17 protein-coding genes are annotated in these 17954 nt (G+C 64.5%); 8 read left to right on the top strand and 9 right to left on the bottom strand.

Annotation, left to right across the window (positions count from 1 at the left end; genetic code table 11):
• Window positions 1-97: 97 nt before the first annotated feature.
• The 4 genes from mfd (at window position 98) to AB2N08_RS00200 (ending at window position 6387) form a co-directional block, all read left to right on the top strand.
• Window positions 98-3544 carry a transcription-repair coupling factor gene (gene mfd / locus AB2N08_RS00215; RefSeq protein ID WP_367608616.1) on the top strand — a complete coding sequence of 1149 codons (3447 nt, stop codon included), beginning with the start codon at window positions 98-100 and terminating at the stop codon, window positions 3542-3544.
• Between the two features lie 3 nt (window positions 3545-3547).
• Window positions 3548-4396 (top strand): phosphoserine phosphatase SerB, encoded by an 849-nt coding sequence (serB, locus tag AB2N08_RS00210; RefSeq protein WP_367608615.1) that lies wholly within the window; start codon window positions 3548-3550, stop codon window positions 4394-4396.
• A 148-nt stretch (window positions 4397-4544) separates the two neighbouring features.
• Window positions 4545-5822 carry a GDSL-type esterase/lipase family protein gene (locus AB2N08_RS00205; protein WP_367608614.1) on the top strand — a complete coding sequence of 426 codons (1278 nt, stop codon included), beginning with the start codon at window positions 4545-4547 and terminating at the stop codon, window positions 5820-5822.
• 103 nt (window positions 5823-5925) lie between these two features.
• Window positions 5926-6387 carry a hypothetical protein gene (locus AB2N08_RS00200; protein ID WP_367608613.1) on the top strand — a complete coding sequence of 154 codons (462 nt, stop codon included), beginning with the start codon at window positions 5926-5928 and terminating at the stop codon, window positions 6385-6387.
• A 32-nt stretch (window positions 6388-6419) separates the two neighbouring features.
• On the opposite strand, the gene AB2N08_RS00195 is transcribed toward AB2N08_RS00200, so the two are convergent.
• Entirely contained in the window at window positions 6420-6845 is a 426-nt protein-coding gene (locus tag AB2N08_RS00195) for a hypothetical protein (RefSeq protein ID WP_367608612.1), read from the bottom strand.
• Window positions 6842-7648 (bottom strand): DUF72 domain-containing protein, encoded by an 807-nt coding sequence (locus AB2N08_RS00190; RefSeq protein WP_367608611.1) that lies wholly within the window; start codon window positions 7646-7648, stop codon window positions 6842-6844. Before AB2N08_RS00190 ends, AB2N08_RS00195 begins: the two co-directional genes overlap by 4 nt.
• 130 nt (window positions 7649-7778) lie before the next feature.
• On the opposite strand from AB2N08_RS00190, the gene trxC reads away from it, so the two are divergent.
• On the top strand, window positions 7779-8219 hold the full coding sequence (gene trxC / locus AB2N08_RS00185; RefSeq protein WP_367608610.1) for a thioredoxin TrxC: 441 nt from the start codon (window positions 7779-7781) through the stop codon (window positions 8217-8219).
• Window positions 8220-8296: 77 nt separating this feature from the next.
• The gene (locus AB2N08_RS00180; RefSeq protein ID WP_367608609.1) at window positions 8297-8659 is read left to right on the top strand and encodes a DUF4870 family protein; all 363 of its coding nucleotides are present in this window, start codon (window positions 8297-8299) and stop codon (window positions 8657-8659) included.
• Window positions 8660-8688: 29 nt separating this feature from the next.
• Here the strand turns inward: AB2N08_RS00180 and AB2N08_RS00175 are convergent, their stop codons facing one another.
• The 4 genes from AB2N08_RS00175 to phaC all read right to left on the bottom strand — a co-directional run bounded on the left by AB2N08_RS00175 (window position 8689) and on the right by phaC (window position 13979).
• The gene (locus tag AB2N08_RS00175) at window positions 8689-9849 is read right to left on the bottom strand and encodes a cystathionine beta-lyase (protein ID WP_367608608.1); all 1161 of its coding nucleotides are present in this window, start codon (window positions 9847-9849) and stop codon (window positions 8689-8691) included.
• Window positions 9850-9853: 4 nt separating this feature from the next.
• Window positions 9854-11215, bottom strand: a complete 1362-nt coding sequence (gene rimO, locus AB2N08_RS00170; RefSeq protein WP_367609424.1) for a 30S ribosomal protein S12 methylthiotransferase RimO — start codon at window positions 11213-11215, stop codon at window positions 9854-9856.
• A 250-nt stretch (window positions 11216-11465) separates the two neighbouring features.
• Window positions 11466-12032 (bottom strand): polyhydroxyalkanoate synthesis repressor PhaR, encoded by a 567-nt coding sequence (gene phaR, locus AB2N08_RS00165; RefSeq protein ID WP_367608607.1) that lies wholly within the window; start codon window positions 12030-12032, stop codon window positions 11466-11468.
• Window positions 12033-12236: 204 nt separating this feature from the next.
• Window positions 12237-13979 carry a class I poly(R)-hydroxyalkanoic acid synthase gene (phaC, locus tag AB2N08_RS00160; RefSeq protein ID WP_367608606.1) on the bottom strand — a complete coding sequence of 581 codons (1743 nt, stop codon included), beginning with the start codon at window positions 13977-13979 and terminating at the stop codon, window positions 12237-12239.
• Between the two features lie 48 nt (window positions 13980-14027).
• Between phaC and AB2N08_RS00155 the strand changes: the two genes are divergently transcribed.
• Window positions 14028-14279: a hypothetical protein gene (locus tag AB2N08_RS00155; protein WP_367608605.1), complete on the top strand. Its 252-nt coding sequence runs from the start codon at window positions 14028-14030 to the stop codon at window positions 14277-14279.
• Window positions 14280-14302: 23 nt separating this feature from the next.
• Here the strand turns inward: AB2N08_RS00155 and pgeF are convergent, their stop codons facing one another.
• Window positions 14303-15088 carry a peptidoglycan editing factor PgeF gene (pgeF, locus tag AB2N08_RS00150; protein ID WP_367608604.1) on the bottom strand — a complete coding sequence of 262 codons (786 nt, stop codon included), beginning with the start codon at window positions 15086-15088 and terminating at the stop codon, window positions 14303-14305.
• Window positions 15085-16182, bottom strand: coding sequence for an RluA family pseudouridine synthase (locus AB2N08_RS00145; protein WP_367608603.1), 1098 nt, complete (start codon window positions 16180-16182; stop codon window positions 15085-15087). The genes pgeF and AB2N08_RS00145 overlap by 4 nt, the downstream gene beginning before the upstream one ends.
• 65 nt (window positions 16183-16247) lie before the next feature.
• On the opposite strand from AB2N08_RS00145, the gene AB2N08_RS00140 reads away from it, so the two are divergent.
• Window positions 16248-17087, top strand: a complete 840-nt coding sequence (locus AB2N08_RS00140; protein WP_367608602.1) for an outer membrane protein assembly factor BamD — start codon at window positions 16248-16250, stop codon at window positions 17085-17087.
• Window positions 17088-17160: 73 nt separating this feature from the next.
• Here the strand turns inward: AB2N08_RS00140 and yaaA are convergent, their stop codons facing one another.
• Window positions 17161-17931: a peroxide stress protein YaaA gene (yaaA, locus tag AB2N08_RS00135; protein WP_367608601.1), complete on the bottom strand. Its 771-nt coding sequence runs from the start codon at window positions 17929-17931 to the stop codon at window positions 17161-17163.
• Window positions 17932-17954: the final 23 nt, after the last annotated feature.

The raw sequence follows: 17954 nt of genomic DNA, 5'->3' as shown, positions 1-17954 counted from the left end.
GCAACTCGCCGCTGCTGCGCGGCGAGGCCGGGCGCGTTCGACTATAATTGACCTCCACTTTTCGGCGTATTTTTCACGGATACCTCAAGCACGCGGCATGCCTTTCGATCTCGAGAAACACCTCCCCAAGCCAGGCCACCGTTTCGTCCTGCCGCTCCTTCACGGTTCGTCCGACGCCTATGCGCTGGCGGTGGCGGCCCTGGCGCTCAAGGCGCAGGGCCAGATGCTCACCGTCGTCGTGGCCAATGCCAGCGACGGCCAGCGCCTGCTCGATGAAATCCCGTGGTTCGCCGAGGGCAAGCTGGCCTGCCACCTGCTGCCGGACTGGGAAACGCTGCCGTACGATGCGTTCTCGCCGCACCAGGACCTGGTGTCCGAGCGCCTGGCCACGCTGCACGAGATCCGCAACGGCCAGTGCGATGTGCTGATGGTGCCGGCGACGACCGCGCTGGTGCGCCTGGCGCCGCCGTCGTTCCTGGCGGCCTACACCTTCTTCTTCCGCCAGGGCGAGCGCCTCGACGAAGCGCGCCTCAAGGCGCAGCTGACGCTGGCCGGCTACACGCACGTGTCGCAGGTGATGTCGCCGGGCGAATATTCGGTGCGCGGCGGCTTGATCGACCTGTTCCCGATGGGCTCCGCCCTGCCCTACCGCCTCGACCTGTTCGGCGACGAAATCGAATCGATCCGCACCTTCGACGCCGATACCCAGCGCTCGCTGTATCCGGTGCGCGAAGTGCGCCTGCTGCCGGGCCGCGAGTTCCCGATGGACGAAACGGCGCGCACGGCCTTTCGCGGCCGCTGGCGCGAGCGCTTCGAGGGCGACCCGTCACGCTCGCCGGTGTACCGCGACATCGGCAGCGGCATCGCCTCGGCCGGTATCGAATACTACCTGCCGCTGTTCTTCGACCAGACCTCGACGCTGTTCGACTATCTGCCGCAAGGCACGCCGCTGGCCCTGGTCGGCGATATCGAAGCCGCCATCGGCCGCTTCTGGACGGACACCGAGTCGCGCCATCGTTTCCTGAAAAGCGACCGCGAACGCCCGATCCTCGAGCCGACTGAGTTGTTCCTGAGCGCCGAGCAGTTCTTCACCTGCATCAAGCCGCACGGGCGCTGGAATATTGCACGCGACCCGCTAGCGCCGGCGTCCGAACTGTCGGCGCCGATTCCCGACGTCGCCGTCAACCGCCGTCTCGACGATCCGCTCGTCAGCCTGCGTGCCTACCTCGAACGGGGCGACACACGCGTGATGATTTGCGCCGATTCGGCCGGCCGGCGCGAAACGCTGCAGCAGTACTTCAGCGAATACAAACTGGACCTCACGCCGGTCGAAGGCTTCGAGGGCTTCCGCACGAGCGATGCCCGACTGGCATTGGGCGTGGCGCCGCTGCAGGCGGGTTTCGAGCTGCTCGATGCGGGCGCCGGCCACCTGGTGTTCATCACCGAGACCGAGCTGTATGCGGGTTCGGGCCGGCGCGCCGGCAAGAAGAAACAGGAAGCGACGAGCCAGGTCGAATCGATGGTGCGCGACCTGTCCGAGCTCAAGATCGGCGACCCGGTGGTGCACATCAACCACGGCATCGGGCGCTACATGGGCTTGATCAGCATGGACCTGGGCGAAGGCGAGACCGAGTTCCTGCACCTCGAATACGCCAAGGACACGAAGCTGTACGTGCCGGTGTCGCAGCTGCACGTGATCGCGCGTTACTCGGGCACGGCGGCCGAAGACGCGCCGCTGCACTCGCTCGGTTCGGGCCAGTGGGAGAAAGCCAAGCGCAAGGCGGCCGAGCAGGTGCGCGACACCGCCGCCGAACTTCTGAACCTGTACGCGCGGCGTGCGCTGCGCCAGGGTCATTCGTTCGAATATTCGAACGTCGACTACGAAAACTTCGCGCAAAGCTTCGGTTTCGAAGAGACGCCCGACCAGGCCGAAGCAATCCACAACGTCATCAAGGACATGACGTCGGGCCGGCCGATGGACCGGCTGGTGTGCGGCGACGTCGGCTTCGGCAAGACCGAGGTGGCGCTGCGCGCGGCGTTCATCGCCGTCATGGGCGGCAAGCAGGTCGCGATCCTGGCGCCGACGACGCTATTGGCCGAGCAGCACGCGCAAACCTTTGCCGACCGCTTCGCCGACTGGCCCGTGAAAATCGCCGAGCTGTCGCGTTTCAGGACCGGCAAAGAGATCAACAACGCGATCAAGGGCATGGCCGACGGCACGCTCGACATCGTCATCGGCACCCACAAGCTGCTCTCGCCCGACGTGAAGTTTACGCGCCTGGGCCTGGTGATCATCGACGAAGAACACCGCTTCGGCGTGCGCCAGAAAGAAGCGCTCAAGTCGCTGCGCGCCGAAGTCGACGTGCTCACGCTGACGGCCACGCCGATCCCGCGCACGCTGGGCATGGCGCTGGAAGGCTTGCGCGACTTTTCGATCATCGCCACCGCGCCGCAAAAACGCCTGGCGATCAAGACCTTCGTGCGCAGCGAAGACGGCTCGATCATCCGCGAAGCCTGCCTGCGCGAACTCAAACGCGGCGGCCAGATCTACTTCCTGCACAACGAAGTCGACACCATCGAGAACCGCCGCGCGATGCTCGAAGAGCTGCTGCCCGAGGCCCGCATCGGCGTGGCCCACGGCCAGATGCACGAGCGCGACCTCGAGAAAGTCATGCGCGATTTCGTGGCCCAGCGCTTCAATATTCTGCTGTGCACGACCATCATCGAGACCGGCATCGACGTGCCGACCGCGAACACGATCATCATGCACCGCGCCGACAAGTTCGGCCTGGCGCAGCTGCACCAGTTGCGCGGGCGCGTCGGCCGCTCGCACCACCAGGCGTATGCCTACCTCCTGGTGAGCGACGTGCAGAACCTGACCAAACAATCGCAACGGCGCCTGGACGCCATCCAGCAGATGGAAGAACTGGGCAGCGGCTTTTACCTCGCGATGCACGACCTGGAAATCCGCGGCGCCGGTGAAGTGCTGGGCGAGAATCAATCCGGCGAAATGCTCGAAATCGGCTTCCAGCTGTATTCGGACATGCTCAACGAGGCGGTGCGTTCGCTCAAGGCCGGCAAGGAACCCGACCTGGCCGCGCCGCTGTCGTCGACCACCGAGATCAACCTGCACGTGCCGGCCCTGCTGCCGGCCGACTACTGCGGCGACGTGCACGAGCGCCTGTCGATCTACAAGCGCCTGGCCAATTGCGAGACGCTTGATCGTATCGACAGCATGCAAGAGGAACTGATCGACCGCTTCGGCAAGCTGCCCGAGCCGGTAAAGGCGCTGGTCGAGACGCACCGCCTCCGCATCGCGGCCAAGACGGTGGGCATCGTCAAGATCGACGCCCATGGCGAGGCGGCCAGCCTGCAGTTCATGGAAAAGCCGCCGATCGATCCGATCAGGATCATCACGCTGATCCAGAAGAACCGCCACGTCAAGCTGGCGGGCCAGGACAAGCTGCGTATCACGGCCAGCATGCCCGACCTGACGGCGCGCGTGAACCAGATCAAACAGACCATCAAACAACTGCTCGCTTAAATCATGACCATGAATCTGGTGCTACAGGGGCCGCAGGCCGATCAAGCCACGCTCGCGCGCCTGGCGCAACTGGCCAATCCGCAGACAACCACCGCCGTTGGCGCGCATGCACTGCGCTGCGAAGGCATTGTCGTCAGCGCCGGGTTGAAAGAGCAGATCGACGCCGCCGCGTTCGAGGCCGGCGTGGATGCGACCTTCATCGCCCCGGGCCGCTCGCTGGCCGACGTGCGCCTGGTGGCGATGGACATGGACTCGACCCTGATCACGATCGAGTGCATCGACGAGATCGCCGACATGCAGGGGCTCAAACCCCAGGTGTCCGAGATCACCGAAGCGGCGATGCGCGGCGAACTCGATTTCTCGGAAAGCCTCAAGCGCCGCGTGGCCCTGCTCGAAGGGCTCGATGCCAGCGCCTTGCAGCGCGTCTACGACGAGCGCCTGCGCATCTCGCCGGGCGGCGAAACAATGCTCAAAGCGGTGCAGGCGGCCGGCATCAAGACGCTGCTGGTGTCGGGCGGATTTACCTTTTTCACCGAGCGGCTTGGTGCGCGCCTCGGTCTGAATTACACGCACGCCAACGTGCTCGAGGTCATGGATGGCAAGCTCACCGGCCGCGTGGTCGGCGGGATCGTCGACGCCGAAGAAAAGAAGCGCACCGTCGAGCGCGTGTGTAACGAACTGGGCATTTCGCCATCGCAGGCGGTCGTGATGGGCGACGGCGCCAACGATCTTCAGATGATGGGCATTGCCGGGCTGTCGGTGGCGTTTCGCGCCAAGCCGGTGGTACGGGCCCAGGCCGATGTGGCGCTCAATTTCTCTGGGCTGGATGGCTTGCTGACAATTCTCGCCTGACGCGCAGGCAATAGCCGCGGCGCATTTGCCGCTATAAATCGAGGATGATCGCGCGCAAACCGTGCGCGCGCGCTGAATCGTGCGCAGGTGGTGTGAACTATCGTGGTGATGCGACCGATCGGGCGCGCCATCACAACAGCAGATCGCCATGTCCCTGCCTGCCATACACGCATCCCCCATCCTTTCGTCAACGGTCGATAGGGCGCGAAGGCGCCTGCTGCTGGGCGGGCCGGCGCTGGCAGGCGCGCTGCTCGTGCCTGAAGCCCATGCGCAATTGCCCGCCAACCGCTGGAGCGCGGCCTGGGGCTGCGCGCCGGCAGGTCCACCCCGCCCTGCGCAGTTGCAGACGTTCGCCAACCAGACGCTGCTCCTGATCGTGCGCGCCAGCATCGGCGGGGGCAGCGTACGCGTCAGGGTATCCAACGAGATGGGCAGCAGCAGCCTCGAGATCGGCAGCGCAGGTATCGGCTTGCGCCGCAGCGGTGCGGTGCTCGTGCCCGGCAGCAGCCGGCAGCTGCGCTTCGGCGGCCGGCCCGACATTACCATCCCCGCCGGGGCGCCCGCCTTCTCCGACCCGGTTGCACTCACCGTGGCCCCATTCGCCGACCTGGCCATCAGCCTGTACCTGCCGGGCAGGACGCCGGCCAGCACGCTCCATAACGCGGCGTACCAGGCCAATTATGTGTCGACACCGGGCAACCACGCTGCCAGCGCGTCGCTGCCGGTCGGGCGAGCGTTCGCGTCGTGGCCGTTCCTGACCGAGGTCGATATCGCTGCCGGCGTACCGGTGCTGGTGGCCGCAGGCGATTCGATCACCGATGGCGTGGGCAGCACGTCCAGCGCCAACCGGCGCTGGACCGACTGGCTGGCGCGGCGCTTCCACACCGAGCTCGGCCCGAACCGCGTCGGCGTCGTCAACCGCGGCATCAGCGCCAACCGCATGCTGGCCGACACCCCCGACACATTGATCGCGGGCCGCGCCCTGCTCGAACGCTTCGACCGCGACGTCCTGGCCACATCGAGCGTGGGGGTCGTGGCCATACTCATCGGCATCAACGATATCGTCTACAGCCCGCCATCGGCGCCAATCCGCCCCGAAATCATGATCGCTGGCTACCAGCAATTGATCGAGCGGGCCCATGTGCGCGGCATTGCGGTCATGGGGGCGACACTGCCACCGATGAGTGGTTTTGTGTACTCGACGCCGCCGCGCGAAGCCGTGCGCCAGGCAGTCAATGCATGGATGCGCAGCAGCGCGGCCTTTGACCTGCTGCTTGACGCCGACCTGGCGCTGCGCGATCCGGCAGCGCCGCAGCGCTTGCGATCAGCGTACGACAGCGGCGACCATGTGCATCCCAATGACACCGGATACCAGGCGCTGGCGGGCGCCGTGCCCTTGGGACAACTGGCGTTGCTGCTCTCGTGAAGTGGCTAGCAATCGGGCTGAGCAGTGCCGGCTGTAACAGGCTGTAAAACCGCGCGCCTGTTTGCGCTCAAGCTCGTATGATGGCTGCATCAGGAGGAGCGCCATGAAAAATCTTGCCATCATTATCGTGTCTCTGGGCGCGCTCGCCGGCTGCGCAGCGCCAGGCCCCTATTACAGCCAGCAAGGCTACGCACAACCGTCAGATCCCAGCCAGTGGCGTGTTGTGTCCGTGACGCCAGTGCCCATCGGTACCGGTGCGCGCGTGGCGTCGTCTGGTGAAAGCACCATCACGTCGACGCCTCTGCCTGCGACAACGTATTCAAATTCGACTTACTCGACACCGATCTACACCCAACAGCAGCCGGTCTATGTCCAGCAGCAGCCAGTGTATGTCCAGCAGCAACCGGTCTACGTGCCGCAGCCGGTCTATGTCGAGCAGCCAAACTACTGGTATCCGCCAATTTCGATCGGCCTGGGCTTCGATTTCGGCCGCAGCAGCTGGCGCGGCCATCGCGGTCGCGGCTGGGGCGGGAATATCGGGACGCACTTCCCGTACCGCAGGTAACCCCTCATGAAGCCGGCCGATGCCGGCTTTTTTCATGTCTCGCCAAACAGATCGTGCGCGTCGAGAATCGCCCAGGCGATCTCGGGCCGCAAGTTCAGGCAACGCCGCACCGCCGCCGGCACCGATTGCCGCACTTTCTTGCACAGACCGGGCCGGTCCTCGAGCACGATCACGATGCCGCGCACGGTGCGCACTTCGTTCGGGCCCGGCGCGATGTGCAGCGTCGCGCCGGTATTCTTGTGAATCAGGTTCTGCACGTGCTGCAAGTCGGCATAACTGTCGATGCGTTCGATACGCTCGATCAGCCGTTGCTCTTGCTGGCGCGTGATCAGCAGCGGGCGCTGATCCAGCGCCGGATCGGCCAGGACCCGTGTGCGATCGCACACGCAGGCGCCCGGCGGGCACTCGACCCGCAAGGGCAAGCCCGGCTCGGTATGGACGGCAATCGATGAATTCACGCGGTGGACGATGTGACCTTTGAACCTGGTGATTCTACCCCGACCTGCGCGCCGACTGCGTCGAGATCTCGCCCGATCAGTTCAAGCGCATTGGGCACCGCCGCGCCCTCGGCCGTATTATCGAAGATGCACCATACCCTGCGGCCTTGTGCGACGTCGCGTGCGAATTGAACGCGCCAGCGGGCGATCTCCGCGCCCGAATAGGGTGAATAGTAGATGCGCGGCGCGCCGTGCAGGCGCACGTAGACTTCGGTGTCGTTCGTCGGCTCGTGCTCGCCAGGCTGACCGGCGGCCGGGTCGGCGATGACCCGAATCACGCCGCACTCGCGCAGGGTCGCGCTGGCGGCGCTTGAGAACCAGCTCGCATGACGTGCTTCGAACGCGATGCTGCACGCGAACCGCTGGCGCAGCTGCGCAAAAAACGCAGGCGCCAGCGTATCGTCGAAGCCGAAGCGCGGCGGAAGCTGGACCAGCAGGCAACCCAGCTTCTCGCCCAGCATGCCGGCTTCACCCTGGAACCGGTCGAGCAAGGCATCGACATCCTGCAGCCGCGCGTCATGCGTGATCGCACGCGGCACCTTGACCGAAAAACGGAAGGCATCCGGCACGCTGGCAGCCCAGCGCGCGTAAGTCTCCGGCTTGTGCGGCCGGTAGAACGACGAATTGATTTCAACCGCGGGGAACACGGCGGCGTAGCGTTCGAGGTGGCTGCCGTCCGCCGGAAACGCGGCGAAGTCCTTCGTCGCAAGGCTCCAGCCGGCGCAGCCGACGAGCAGGCTGCCGGGCAAGTCCTGGACTGGCATGGGATCGTCTCGTGGTTGTTATTACAACCATTCTAGCGGGCGGCGACGGCGCGCGGCGCATGGCTGGACCGGCGACGTTCTGGGCGCGCCGCGCTTACAATGTCGGCATTGTTTTGACTGGAGAAATATCATGAGTGTCGAGCCAACCCACGTCGTCTGCCCGCACTGCGACGCCGTCAACCGCATGCCGCAGTCGCGGCTGCACGATGCGCCCACCTGCGGCAAGTGCGCGCAGCTGTTGTTTACGGGCCGCCCGCACGACGTCGACAGCGCCCGCTTCGAGCGCCATATCGGCCGCAACGATATCCCGGTGCTGGTCGACTTCTGGGCCGAATGGTGCGGCCCGTGCAAGATGATGGCCCCAAGCTACGCGCAGGCAGCCGGCCAGCTCGAGCCCGCAGTGCGCCTGCTGAAGGTCGATACCGAACGCGCGCAAGACCTGGCGGCGCGCTTTGCGATCCGCAGCATCCCGACACTGGCGCTGTTCCGGGGCGGGCGCGAAGTCGCACGCCAGGCCGGCGCGATGGATGCGGTGCGCCTGACCGCCTGGGTGCGCCAGCACATGGGCTGAGCTTTGCGGCAGGGGCGGCCGATGGTGATGCTACAATCGCAACACAGGGGGATGTTCCCCGTTTGAGGAGCCTGATAATGTCGCAAGAACTGATTCTGGAACGAGGCGTCGAAGACAGCAAGCACTGGGCGCGCATCCTGTATGTGATCCATGCCCTGACCTTCTTCTTCTCGCTCGGCATGCTGTCGATCATCCCGGTGATCGTCAACTACATGAAACGCCCGGAAACGGCCGGCACACTGGTCTACAGCCACCACACGTGGATGATCCGTTCGTTCTGGTGGTACGTGGTGTGGATGGCCGTCGGTGGCGTGCTGTTCGCCACGATCATCGGCATCCCGTTCGCGTGGGTGCTGTGGCTGGTGGTGTGGGTCTGGAAAGCGTATCGCCTGATTCGCGGCTTCATTGACCTGAACAACAACCGCGCGATGCCGGTATAAAAAACGAATGGGGCCGATGGCCCCATTGTTCATAACTGACTGAAGGCCCGCTCCAGGTCGGCGATCAGGTCAGCCGGGTCTTCCAGGCCGACGTTGAAGCGCACCAGCACCCCGCCATCCCACCGGTCCCGCATACTCTGAATCCGGTACGGCATCACGAGGCTGTTCGGCCCGCCCCAGCTGTAGCCGATGCCGAACAGCGTCAACGCATCGACCATGCGGTCGACCTGGGCCTCGTCGAAGCGCGTATCGAACACCACCGAGAACAGGCCGCCGGCGCCGGTAAAATCGCGCTGCCAGAAGGCGTGGCCAGGACAATCCTCGAAGGCCGGATGCAGCACCCTGGCGATCTCGGGCCGCGCCTTGAACCAGGCCGCCAGCACGCGCGCGCTGGCGTCGTGCCGCTCGAAGCGCAGCTTCATCGTCGGCAGGCCGCGCTGCACCAGGTACGCGTCATCGGGGCTCACGCCCATCCCCAGGCGCATATGGGCTTGCGCGAGGCGATCGTTCAGCGCGCGGTCGCGCGTGATCACGGCGCCCATCAACAGGTCGGCGCCGCCCGACTGGTACTTGGTCAGCGCGTGCATGACGATGTCGGCGCCAAGATCGAACCCGCGCAGCGCCAGGCCGGCCGACCACGTGTTATCGAGCGCCACCAGCACGCCGCGTTCATGGGCCGCGCGGCACAGCGCCGGCAAGTCCGGCACTTCCATCGACACCGAGCCCGGCGCCTCGGTCCACAGCAGCTTGGTACTCGGTTGAATCAGGTCGGCGATGCCGGCGCCGATCATCGGATCGTAGTAGCGCGCGGTGACGCCGAAATCGGCGCTCAGCCAGCGACCCAGCTCGCGGTTCGGGTTGTACACGTTCTCGGGCAACAGCACGTCGTCGCCGCTTTTGAGCAGCGCGAAGTCGACCATGGCGATGGCCGCCAGGCCCGAGGGCGTGAGCAGGCAGTGGTTGCCGCCCTCGATCTCGGCCAGCTTGCCCTCGAGCGTGAACGTGGTTGGCGTGCCATGCAGGCCGTAGGTATAGGCGCTCTTGTCCTTCCACTGGCTCGACCGCATTGCGGCGGTGTTCGCGAACAGCACCGTCGACGCGCGGTGCGTCGCCGGCGGGAAGGCGTCGAACCCCGATGGTGCGACATAGTCGCTATGCACCAGCGTGGTCTGGATCGACTTGCTGCTCATGGCATCAAGCGGGATTGGCCCACAGGTCGTGCGCGTCGGCCTTGGTGATGACGACATCGGCGAACTGGCCCACGACCAGCTTGCTCTTGCCCGGCACGAGCGGGCGCTTGATGTGCACCACGCCGTCGATTTCCGGCGCATCGGCGCTCGAGCGGCCGATCGCTTCGCGGGCGCCGACTTCATCGATCAGCACGCGCAGGGTCTTTCCGACCTTGGCCTGCAGACGCTTGGCCGAGATCTCTTCTTGCAGCAGCATCACGCGCGCACGGCGCTCTTCGCGCACCTCTTCCGGCACCGGGTTGTCGAGCAGGTTGGCGGTGGCGCCTTCGACCGGTGAATAGGCAAAGCACCCCAGGCGGTCGATCTGCGCTTCTTTCAAGAAGTCGAGCAGGTAGTCGAATTCGGCCTCGGTCTCGCCCGGGAAGCCGGCGATGAAGGTCGAACGGATCGTCAGGTCAGGATTCATCGAGCGCCATTTCAGGATGCGCTCGAGGTTTTTCTCGCCGCTGGCCGGGCGCTTCATGCGCTTGAGAACATCCGGGTGCGCGTGCTGCATCGGAATGTCGAGGTACGGCAGCACGTGGCCATCGCCCATGAACGGGATCGCATGGTCGACGTGCGGGTACGGATAGACGTAGTGCAGGCGCACCCAGGCATCGTACTGGCGCGCCAGCTGGCCCAGCGCTTCGACCAGCTGCGTCATGTGCGTCTTGATCGGGCGGCCATTCCAGAAGCCGGTGCGGAACTTGACGTCCACGCCATAGGCGCTGGTGTCCTGCGAAATCACGAGCAGTTCCTTGACGCCCGACTTGAACAGGTTCTCGGCTTCGACCAGCACTTCGTCGATGCGGCGCGACACCAGGTCGCCCCGCATCGACGGGATGATGCAGAAGCTGCAGCGGTGGTTGCAGCCTTCGGAAATCTTCAGGTAGGCGTAGTGCTTCGGCGTGAGCTTGACGCCGTGGTCCGGCACCAGGTCGATGAACGGATCGTGCGGCTTCGGCAGGTGCAGGTGGACCGAGTCCATCACTTCGGCCAGCGCGTGCGGGCCGGTCACGGCCAGCACCTTCGGGTGCACCTTGGTGATGATGTCGTCGCCTGCGGCATCCTTCTTGGCGCCAAGGCAGCCGGTGACGATGACCTTGCCGTTTTCGGCCAGCGCTTCGCCGATGGCGTCGAGCGACTCTTGCACGGCGGCGTCGATGAAGCCGCAGGTGTTGACGATCACCAGATCGGCACCGTCGTACGAGTTGGCGGTCTGGTAACCTTCGGCGCGCAACTGGGTCAGAATCTGCTCGGAATCGACCAGCGCTTTCGGGCAGCCAAGCGAAACAAAGCCGACCTTCGGCGCGACCACGCCCGGCATCGCGGCCGGAATGATGACGGCTGGCGCCTTGGCTGCGGCAGCCAGGCTGCTTGAGTTGGCGGAAGGAGTACGACGAAGTTCAGGCATGGGCGGGCGGCAAAAGATTTGGGCAATCCGCGATTGTACCTGAACCGGGGGTAGTTGGTAGGGCCTGTGACCGTCCAACGTCGTTCCAGCGGAGGCTGGAACGACGCGAACTGGCAAACACTTATCAAGCTGGCAGCACAGCGCAACCTGCGCGCTACACAGCTTACTTCTTGTCCGTCGGCGGCGGCGTCATGCCCGGAAACGGAAACACGCCGAACATCGCCTTGCTCTGGCTTTGCATCTGCTCTTGCATCTGGATGAACAGGTTCTTGCTCTGGTCGATGTAGTTGTTCATCATGCCCTGCATCATCGGGCCCTGGACGTTCATGAACTGGGTCCACATCTCGGGGCTGAACGGCTTGCCCTCGATGGCGCCGGCGGCGTTGCTGGTGAGTTTGGTCTGGATATCGGTGAACGCCTGGACATTCTTTTCCAGGTACGAGCCCATCATGCCCTGCATGGCGTGGCCGTAGTAGCGGATGATCTGCGCCAGCACCGAGCTCGAGAACATCGGCGCGCCGTTCGCTTCTTCTTCCAGGATGATCTGGAGCAGGATCGCGCGGGTCAGGTCTTCGCTGCTCTTGGCGTCGACCACCGTGAATTCGTCGGCATCGAGCACCAGCTGCTTGACGTCGGACAGCGTGATGTAGGAACTGGTCTGCGTGTCGTACAGGCGACGGTTCGGGTATTTCTTGATCAGGCGTTCCGCACTTTTCTTCACACTGCTCATCTCTCGTCCATGGTTTGCGGCGCCGCTTCGTGAGCCGCGCACTTATGATTATTCTCGCCGGCGTGGCCGGCTCGTCTCCGGCCCATCCACGGCCAGGTCGACCATGGATGGGCACCAGACACCTTACCACGCAATTGTGGCAGTTGCAGCAATTACCAGAATCATCACGCGTCTGGCTTTTCTGTCAATACTCACCAATGACGACTAGTCGCCCCGCACCCGCACATAGCGCCCTGGCGCTGGCTCGGATGGCAGGTATTGCGCATTGCCGGGGGCGGTCGGCGCCGGCACCTGCGGGCCGCCATGCTCGGCCAAAAACTTCGCCCATTCGGGCCACCAACTACCTTTGTGCTCCGCAGCACTCTCGAACCAAACGCTGTCGGTCTTTGGCCGCGATTTGCCATTCTTGTCGTTGACCCAGTAGCTGCGCTTGTTTTTCGAGGCCGGATTGATCACGCCGGCAATATGGCCAGACGCACCCAGCACGAAGCGGTTCGCCTTCGGGTTCTTGGGATTAAGCAGCTGCATCGAGGCGAACGCCGCCGACCACGGCACGATATGGTCTTCCTTCGAGCCGTACACGAACACCGGCGCGTCGATTGCGCCCAGGTCGACCGGCACGCCGCAGACGGTCAGCGTGCCGGGTTTGCGCAGCTTGTTTTCCAGGTACATATTGCGCAGGTAATAGCAAAACATTGGCCCCGGCAAATTGGTGCTGTCGGCGTTCCAGTACAGCAGATCGAAGGCCGGCGGCTCCTTGCCCTTGAGGTAATTTTGCTGGACATAGTTCCAGACCAGGTCGTTCGGGCGCAGCGACGAGAATGTGGTCGCCAGGTCGCGCCCCGGCATCAGGCCGCCGGCAGCCAGCTTTTGCTCGCGCAGCGCCACCTGGGTTTCGTCGATGAAAACTTCGAGCACGCCGGTATCGGAGAAATCGAGCAAGGTAGTCAGCAGGGACAGGCTGGCGGCCGGCTGGCGCCCGCGCGCGGCCAGCACGGCCAGCGCCGTGGACGCGATGGTGCCGCCGACGCAGAAGCCGAACACGTGCGCCTTTTCTTGCCCGGTGATTTCGGCCACGACGTCAAGGGCGCGGATCGCGCCATCTTCGACGTAATCGTCCCACCGCAGATGCGACTGGCTGCGATCGGGATTGCGCCACGAGACCATGAACACGGTATTGCCCTGCTCCACCACGTAGCGCACCAGAGAATTGTCCGGCTGCAGGTCGAGGATGTAGAACTTGTTGATGCACGGCGGGATCATCACCAGCGGCACGCTGCGCACGTTCGGCGTGACCGGCGTGTACTGGATCAGCTGGAACAAATCGTTTTCAAATACGACTTGGCCGGCCGTGTTGCCGACATTGCGGCCCACTTCGAAGGCAGCTTCGTCCGACTGCGAAATGCGGCCCTTCTGCAGGTCGGCCAGCATATTGGCCAAGCCCTTGGTCAGGCTCTCGCCCTTGGTCTCGAGCATTTTCTGCTGGGCCTCGGGATTGGTCGCGAAGAAGTTGGCGGGCGACATGGCGTCGACCATTTGCTGTATCGAGAAACGCAGCCGCTGGCGCTCGCGCGGCTCGAGCTCGACCGCATCGGCCATCGCCATCAGGCATTCGGCGTTGAGCAGGTACGAAGCGGCCGAGAACGCGGACACCGGGTTGCTGGTCCATTCGGCCGCCGCGAAGCGCCGGTCCTGCAACGCCGGCGTCTTGCCAAGCATCGCGTCTTGCCACAACTGGGTGGCTTTCTTGAGATAATCGTCGCGGATCGCTTCCATGCGCGCCGTGTCGATGCCGGCGCCGACATTGTTGAGCAGGCCGGCGATGGGGCTCACGCCGCCCGGGGCTGGCATGCCAGGCGGCATCGCCATCCAGCTTTGCCAGGCGGCAGGATCGGTAAATTGGGACAACCAGGTGGCAGCAAGCGCTTGCGGGTCAGGCATGTTCATGTGGGCATCCGTTGTTAGAATCGCGTCTCGTCAACCAGAAAGTACATCATGTGGATCGTCGCCATTGCCTGGATATACGTCGTGGTGCTCATGGCAGCGACCGAGCCGACCGCCGTGGGCGGCGTCATGACCTTCCTGTTTTATTGTGCCTTGCCATTATCCATACTTTTTTACATCACTGGCGCAAGACGGCGCCGGCTGCGCAGGCAGACGGCGCAGCGACCGGGTGACAGGAAAGCGGGCAACGCGCCGGGGCGGGAGTGGGATGGCGATGGCGCTGCGGACGGCGACGGCGACTGAGCCGTCGCCCCCAACCTGCGCTGCTACTTTAGCCAGATCAAGCTGGCCTGGCGACCCGTCACGCCATCGCGGCGATAGGAATAGAAACGCTCCGGCGCGCTGGCCGTACACAGCCCGCCGCCATGCACGCGCTCGACGCCGTCACGCGCCAGCATCAGGCGCGCCAGGGTGAACATATCTGCGAGGTACTTGCCCGGCCGAGCGTGAAGATCGGTGAAGCAGGCGCGTGTCGCCTCCCCCGGTAGCGCTTCCACGAACGCGGCCACCACGTCGGCGCCGACCTCGAACGCCTCGGGACCGATTGCCGGCCCCATCCACGCCGTGATTTCCCCCGCACCGGCCGTACGCATTGCGCGCACGGTTTCGCCCAGCACGCCACCAGCCAGCCCGCGCCAGCCGGCATGGGCGGCGCCCACCACTTTGCCGTCCAGATCGGCAAACAGCACCGGCAGGCAATCGGCGGTCAGGATCGCGCACACGACGCCGGGCGCCGTGGAAATGCTGGCGTCGCCGGTGCGCACCGGCTGGCCTGGGCCGACCGTGGCCGCGTCGACCACGGCCGCGCCATGCACCTGGGCGATCCAGGCCGGCCGGCCCGGCAACCACGCCTGCAATGCGGCGCGGTTGGCGGCGACGGCATCCGGCGCGTCGTTCACGTGCAGCCCCAGATTGAGGCCACCGCCACCCTTGCCGTCGGCATACGGACCCACGGACACGCCGCCATCGCGGCTGGTCGCCAGCGCGCCGACCGATACCGGCAGGTCCGGCCAGTCAGGCCAGACCAGGGCCGACCGGGACAGCGGGATCATACGCGGTAGGTGACGACGCCGTTGTCGTCGTCCGCCGCTTCTTCGATGCCCGTGCCGAACTCGCCCAGTTCAGGCTCTTCGATGCCCGCACGCGCGATCAGTTCGGCGAAATCGTCGGCCAGCGGCACGGTCCATTCGCATTGCTCACCGGCGGCCGGATGCACCAGGCCCAGGCGACGCGCCTGCAGCGCCTGGCGCGGGAACACCGGCGTCAGGTGACGCTTGCCGTAGACGGCGTCGCCGACGAGCGAAAAGCCCAGCGACTGCATGTGCACGCGGATCTGGTGGGTGCGGCCGGTTTCGAGGCGGCAGCGCACCAGTGTCACCGGACGCCGGTCGAGTTCGCCCGAAATGACGCGCTCGTAATGGGTGATCGCCGGCTTGGCGAACGGGCTGCTCGAAACAGCCATCTTGACGCGGTCTTTCGCGTCGCGGCCCATCGGGCTGTCGATCGTGCCCGACAGGCGCGGCGTGCCCCACACCAGCGCGAAGTATTCGCGCTTGACGGTGCGCGCCTGTAGCTGGCGCACGAGGTCGGTCTGGGCGGCGAGCGTCTTGCCCACCACCATCAGGCCACTGGTATCCTTGTCGAGACGGTGGACGATGCCGGCGCGCGGCACGCCAACCAGTTGCGGGCAGTGATGCAGCAAGCCGTTGAGCAACGTGCCGGTCCAGTTGCCCGAACCCGGGTGCACGACCAGGCCGGCCGGCTTGTTGACGACCATGATGTCGTCGTCTTCATGAACAATGTTCAGAGCCATGGGCTCCGGCGCGAACGCCGTGTCTTCGGGCGCGGCTTGTGGCACGACGACAATGGCTTCGTCGCCATAGGCCGTGTCCTTGCCCCGGGCCGGCTTACCATCAACCGTGATGTGGCCGCTTTCAAACCATTGCTGCAGGCGGCTGCGCGAGAATTGGGGCACCAGGCCAGCAACCACCTTGTCGAGGCGCTGGCCGCAGTGTTCTTCTTGCAGCGCCAGGGTGATTGGCGACAGGTCGGTGCCTGGAAGGGGTACGAACCCGATCTCGAGCTCATCGTCAAAGTCAGGGTCAATAGGTAAATCCGCCGGATTCGGCGCAGGAGTTAATATCACGTCAGTCCCATCGGCTATAATCAGCCGTTCGTTGAATCTAGGTAAAACATTTCTTGCGCAAAGCTATGCAAAAAAAATTGTCTGTGTTGGTCGCCACTTGCGCCCTCGTCGGTCTGTCGGCATGCAGTATGCTGCCGAAGACCACCGACGAGTCCAAAAACTGGTCGGCGGAGAAATTATACGCTGAGGCGCGCGAAGAGATGGCAGGCGCTCACTACGAAGCCGCAATCCCGTTGTTCCAGCGTCTTGAAACCAATTTCCCGTTCGGCGTCTACGCAACACAGGCGCAGATGGAAGTGGCTTACGCCTACTACAAGTCGGCTGACCAGGCGCAAGCGCTGGCAGCGGTCGAGCGCTTCATCAAGCTGCACCCGAACCACCCCCAGGTCGACTATATGTACTACCTGCGTGGTCTGATCAATTTCAACGATCAGCTCGGGTTCTTCAGCTTCGTGTATTCGCAAGACCCGACCGAGCGCGATCCGCGCGCCACGCGTGAAGCGTTCGCGGCGTTCAAGGCGCTCGTCGACAAGTACCCGAACAGCAAGTACGCGGCCGACTCGACCGAGCGCATGAGCTATCTGATCAATGCGATGGCGCAGTACGAAGTGCACGTGGCGAATTACTACTATCGCCGCGGCTCGTACCTGGCGGCGCTCAATCGTGCGCAGGACGCGGTGACCAACTACACGGACGCCCCGGCCCGCGAAGAAGCGCTGTTCATCATGATCCGCGCCTATGACAAGCTCGGCATGCCGCTGCTGCGCGACGACACCCAGCGTGTGTTTGCGCTGAACTATCCAGACAGCTATTTCCTGAACCCAGGTGCACGCGGCGATGCGCCGTGGTGGAAATTCTGGTCGAAGGGTGGTGCGAAGGCGGCGCCGAAGGATGCGGTGCAGTAATAGGTTGATGGCTGCTCGGAGGACTTGGGTTCCCGCCTTCGCGGGAACCCAAGTCAGCAGCGTAGCCGCTACGTCACCCTTCAACTCGCCGCCTGAACACCCACGCATTCCCACTCGACGCCCCCGGCTCGAACGCATACCCGTCAACATCAAATTCCTTGAGCCCCTCAGGATCGGTAATGCCGTTCTGCGCCGCATAGCGCGCCATCATCCCGCGCGCGCGCTTGGCGAAGAATGAAATGATCTTGTACTTGCCGTTCTTCCAGTCCTGGAACACCGGCTCGATCACGGGCGCGTCCAGCAGCTTGGGCTTGACCGACTTGAAGTACTCGGTCGAGGCCAGGTTCACCAGCGCGGTCGAGCCAGTCTCGGCCAGTTGGCGGTTCAGGGCCTCGGTGATCGTCGCGCCCCAGAACGCATACAGGTCCTTGCCGCGCGGCGTTGCCAGCTTCGTGCCCATTTCCAGGCGATATGGATGCATCTGGTCGAGCGGGCGCAGCAAGCCGTACAGGCCCGACAGGATACGCACGTGGCGCTGGGCGAACATCACGCCATTGGCATCGAGCGTGCGCGCATCGAACCCGGTGTACACGTCGCCATTGAACGACATGATGGCCGGCCGCGCTTCGGTATGATTGGCGTCCCAGTGGGCATAGCGCCCGACGTTGAGCATCGACAGCGCGTCGGACAGGTCCATCAACTCGCTGATCGAGGCAGGTGAATGGCCGCGCAATACATCGATCAGCTCACCTGCATGGGCGATGAAGTCGGGCGTACTCTGATGCTGGGTGGTGAGGGGCGATTCGAGATCGAGGGACTTGGCAGGAGACAGGACAATCAGCATGGCCGTACGAAACTTTTCCACAA

The organism is Massilia aurea (assembly GCF_040790145.1).
Classification (GTDB): Bacteria; Pseudomonadota; Gammaproteobacteria; order Burkholderiales; family Burkholderiaceae_D; genus Telluria; species Telluria aurea_C.
The sequence above is the reverse complement of the archived record's forward strand: the minus strand, read 5'-3'. Positions and strand labels throughout refer to the sequence as shown.

Bases quoted from the DNA above. Each gene is read 5' to 3' on its own strand.
- AB2N08_RS00205 (WP_367608614.1), top strand. From the start codon at position 4,545: ATGTCCCTGCCTGCCATACACGCATCCCCCATCCTTTCGTCAACGGTC.
- phaC (WP_367608606.1), bottom strand. From the start codon at position 13,979: ATGAACATGCCTGACCCGCAAGCGCTTGCTGCCACCTGGTTGTCCCAA.
- yaaA (WP_367608601.1), bottom strand. From the start codon at position 17,931: ATGCTGATTGTCCTGTCTCCTGCCAAGTCCCTCGATCTCGAATCGCCC.
- mfd (WP_367608616.1), top strand. From the start codon at position 98: ATGCCTTTCGATCTCGAGAAACACCTCCCCAAGCCAGGCCACCGTTTC.
- trxC (WP_367608610.1), top strand. From the start codon at position 7,779: ATGAGTGTCGAGCCAACCCACGTCGTCTGCCCGCACTGCGACGCCGTC.
- rimO (WP_367609424.1), bottom strand. From the start codon at position 11,215: ATGCCGGGCGTGGTCGCGCCGAAGGTCGGCTTTGTTTCGCTTGGCTGC.
- phaR (WP_367608607.1), bottom strand. From the start codon at position 12,032: ATGAGCAGTGTGAAGAAAAGTGCGGAACGCCTGATCAAGAAATACCCG.
- AB2N08_RS00180 (WP_367608609.1), top strand. From the start codon at position 8,297: ATGTCGCAAGAACTGATTCTGGAACGAGGCGTCGAAGACAGCAAGCAC.
- AB2N08_RS00200 (WP_367608613.1), top strand. From the start codon at position 5,926: ATGAAAAATCTTGCCATCATTATCGTGTCTCTGGGCGCGCTCGCCGGC.
- AB2N08_RS00140 (WP_367608602.1), top strand. From the start codon at position 16,248: ATGCAAAAAAAATTGTCTGTGTTGGTCGCCACTTGCGCCCTCGTCGGT.
- AB2N08_RS00190 (WP_367608611.1), bottom strand. From the start codon at position 7,648: ATGCCAGTCCAGGACTTGCCCGGCAGCCTGCTCGTCGGCTGCGCCGGC.
- pgeF (WP_367608604.1), bottom strand. From the start codon at position 15,088: ATGATCCCGCTGTCCCGGTCGGCCCTGGTCTGGCCTGACTGGCCGGAC.
- AB2N08_RS00175 (WP_367608608.1), bottom strand. From the start codon at position 9,849: ATGAGCAGCAAGTCGATCCAGACCACGCTGGTGCATAGCGACTATGTC.
- AB2N08_RS00155 (WP_367608605.1), top strand. From the start codon at position 14,028: ATGTGGATCGTCGCCATTGCCTGGATATACGTCGTGGTGCTCATGGCA.
- serB (WP_367608615.1), top strand. From the start codon at position 3,548: ATGACCATGAATCTGGTGCTACAGGGGCCGCAGGCCGATCAAGCCACG.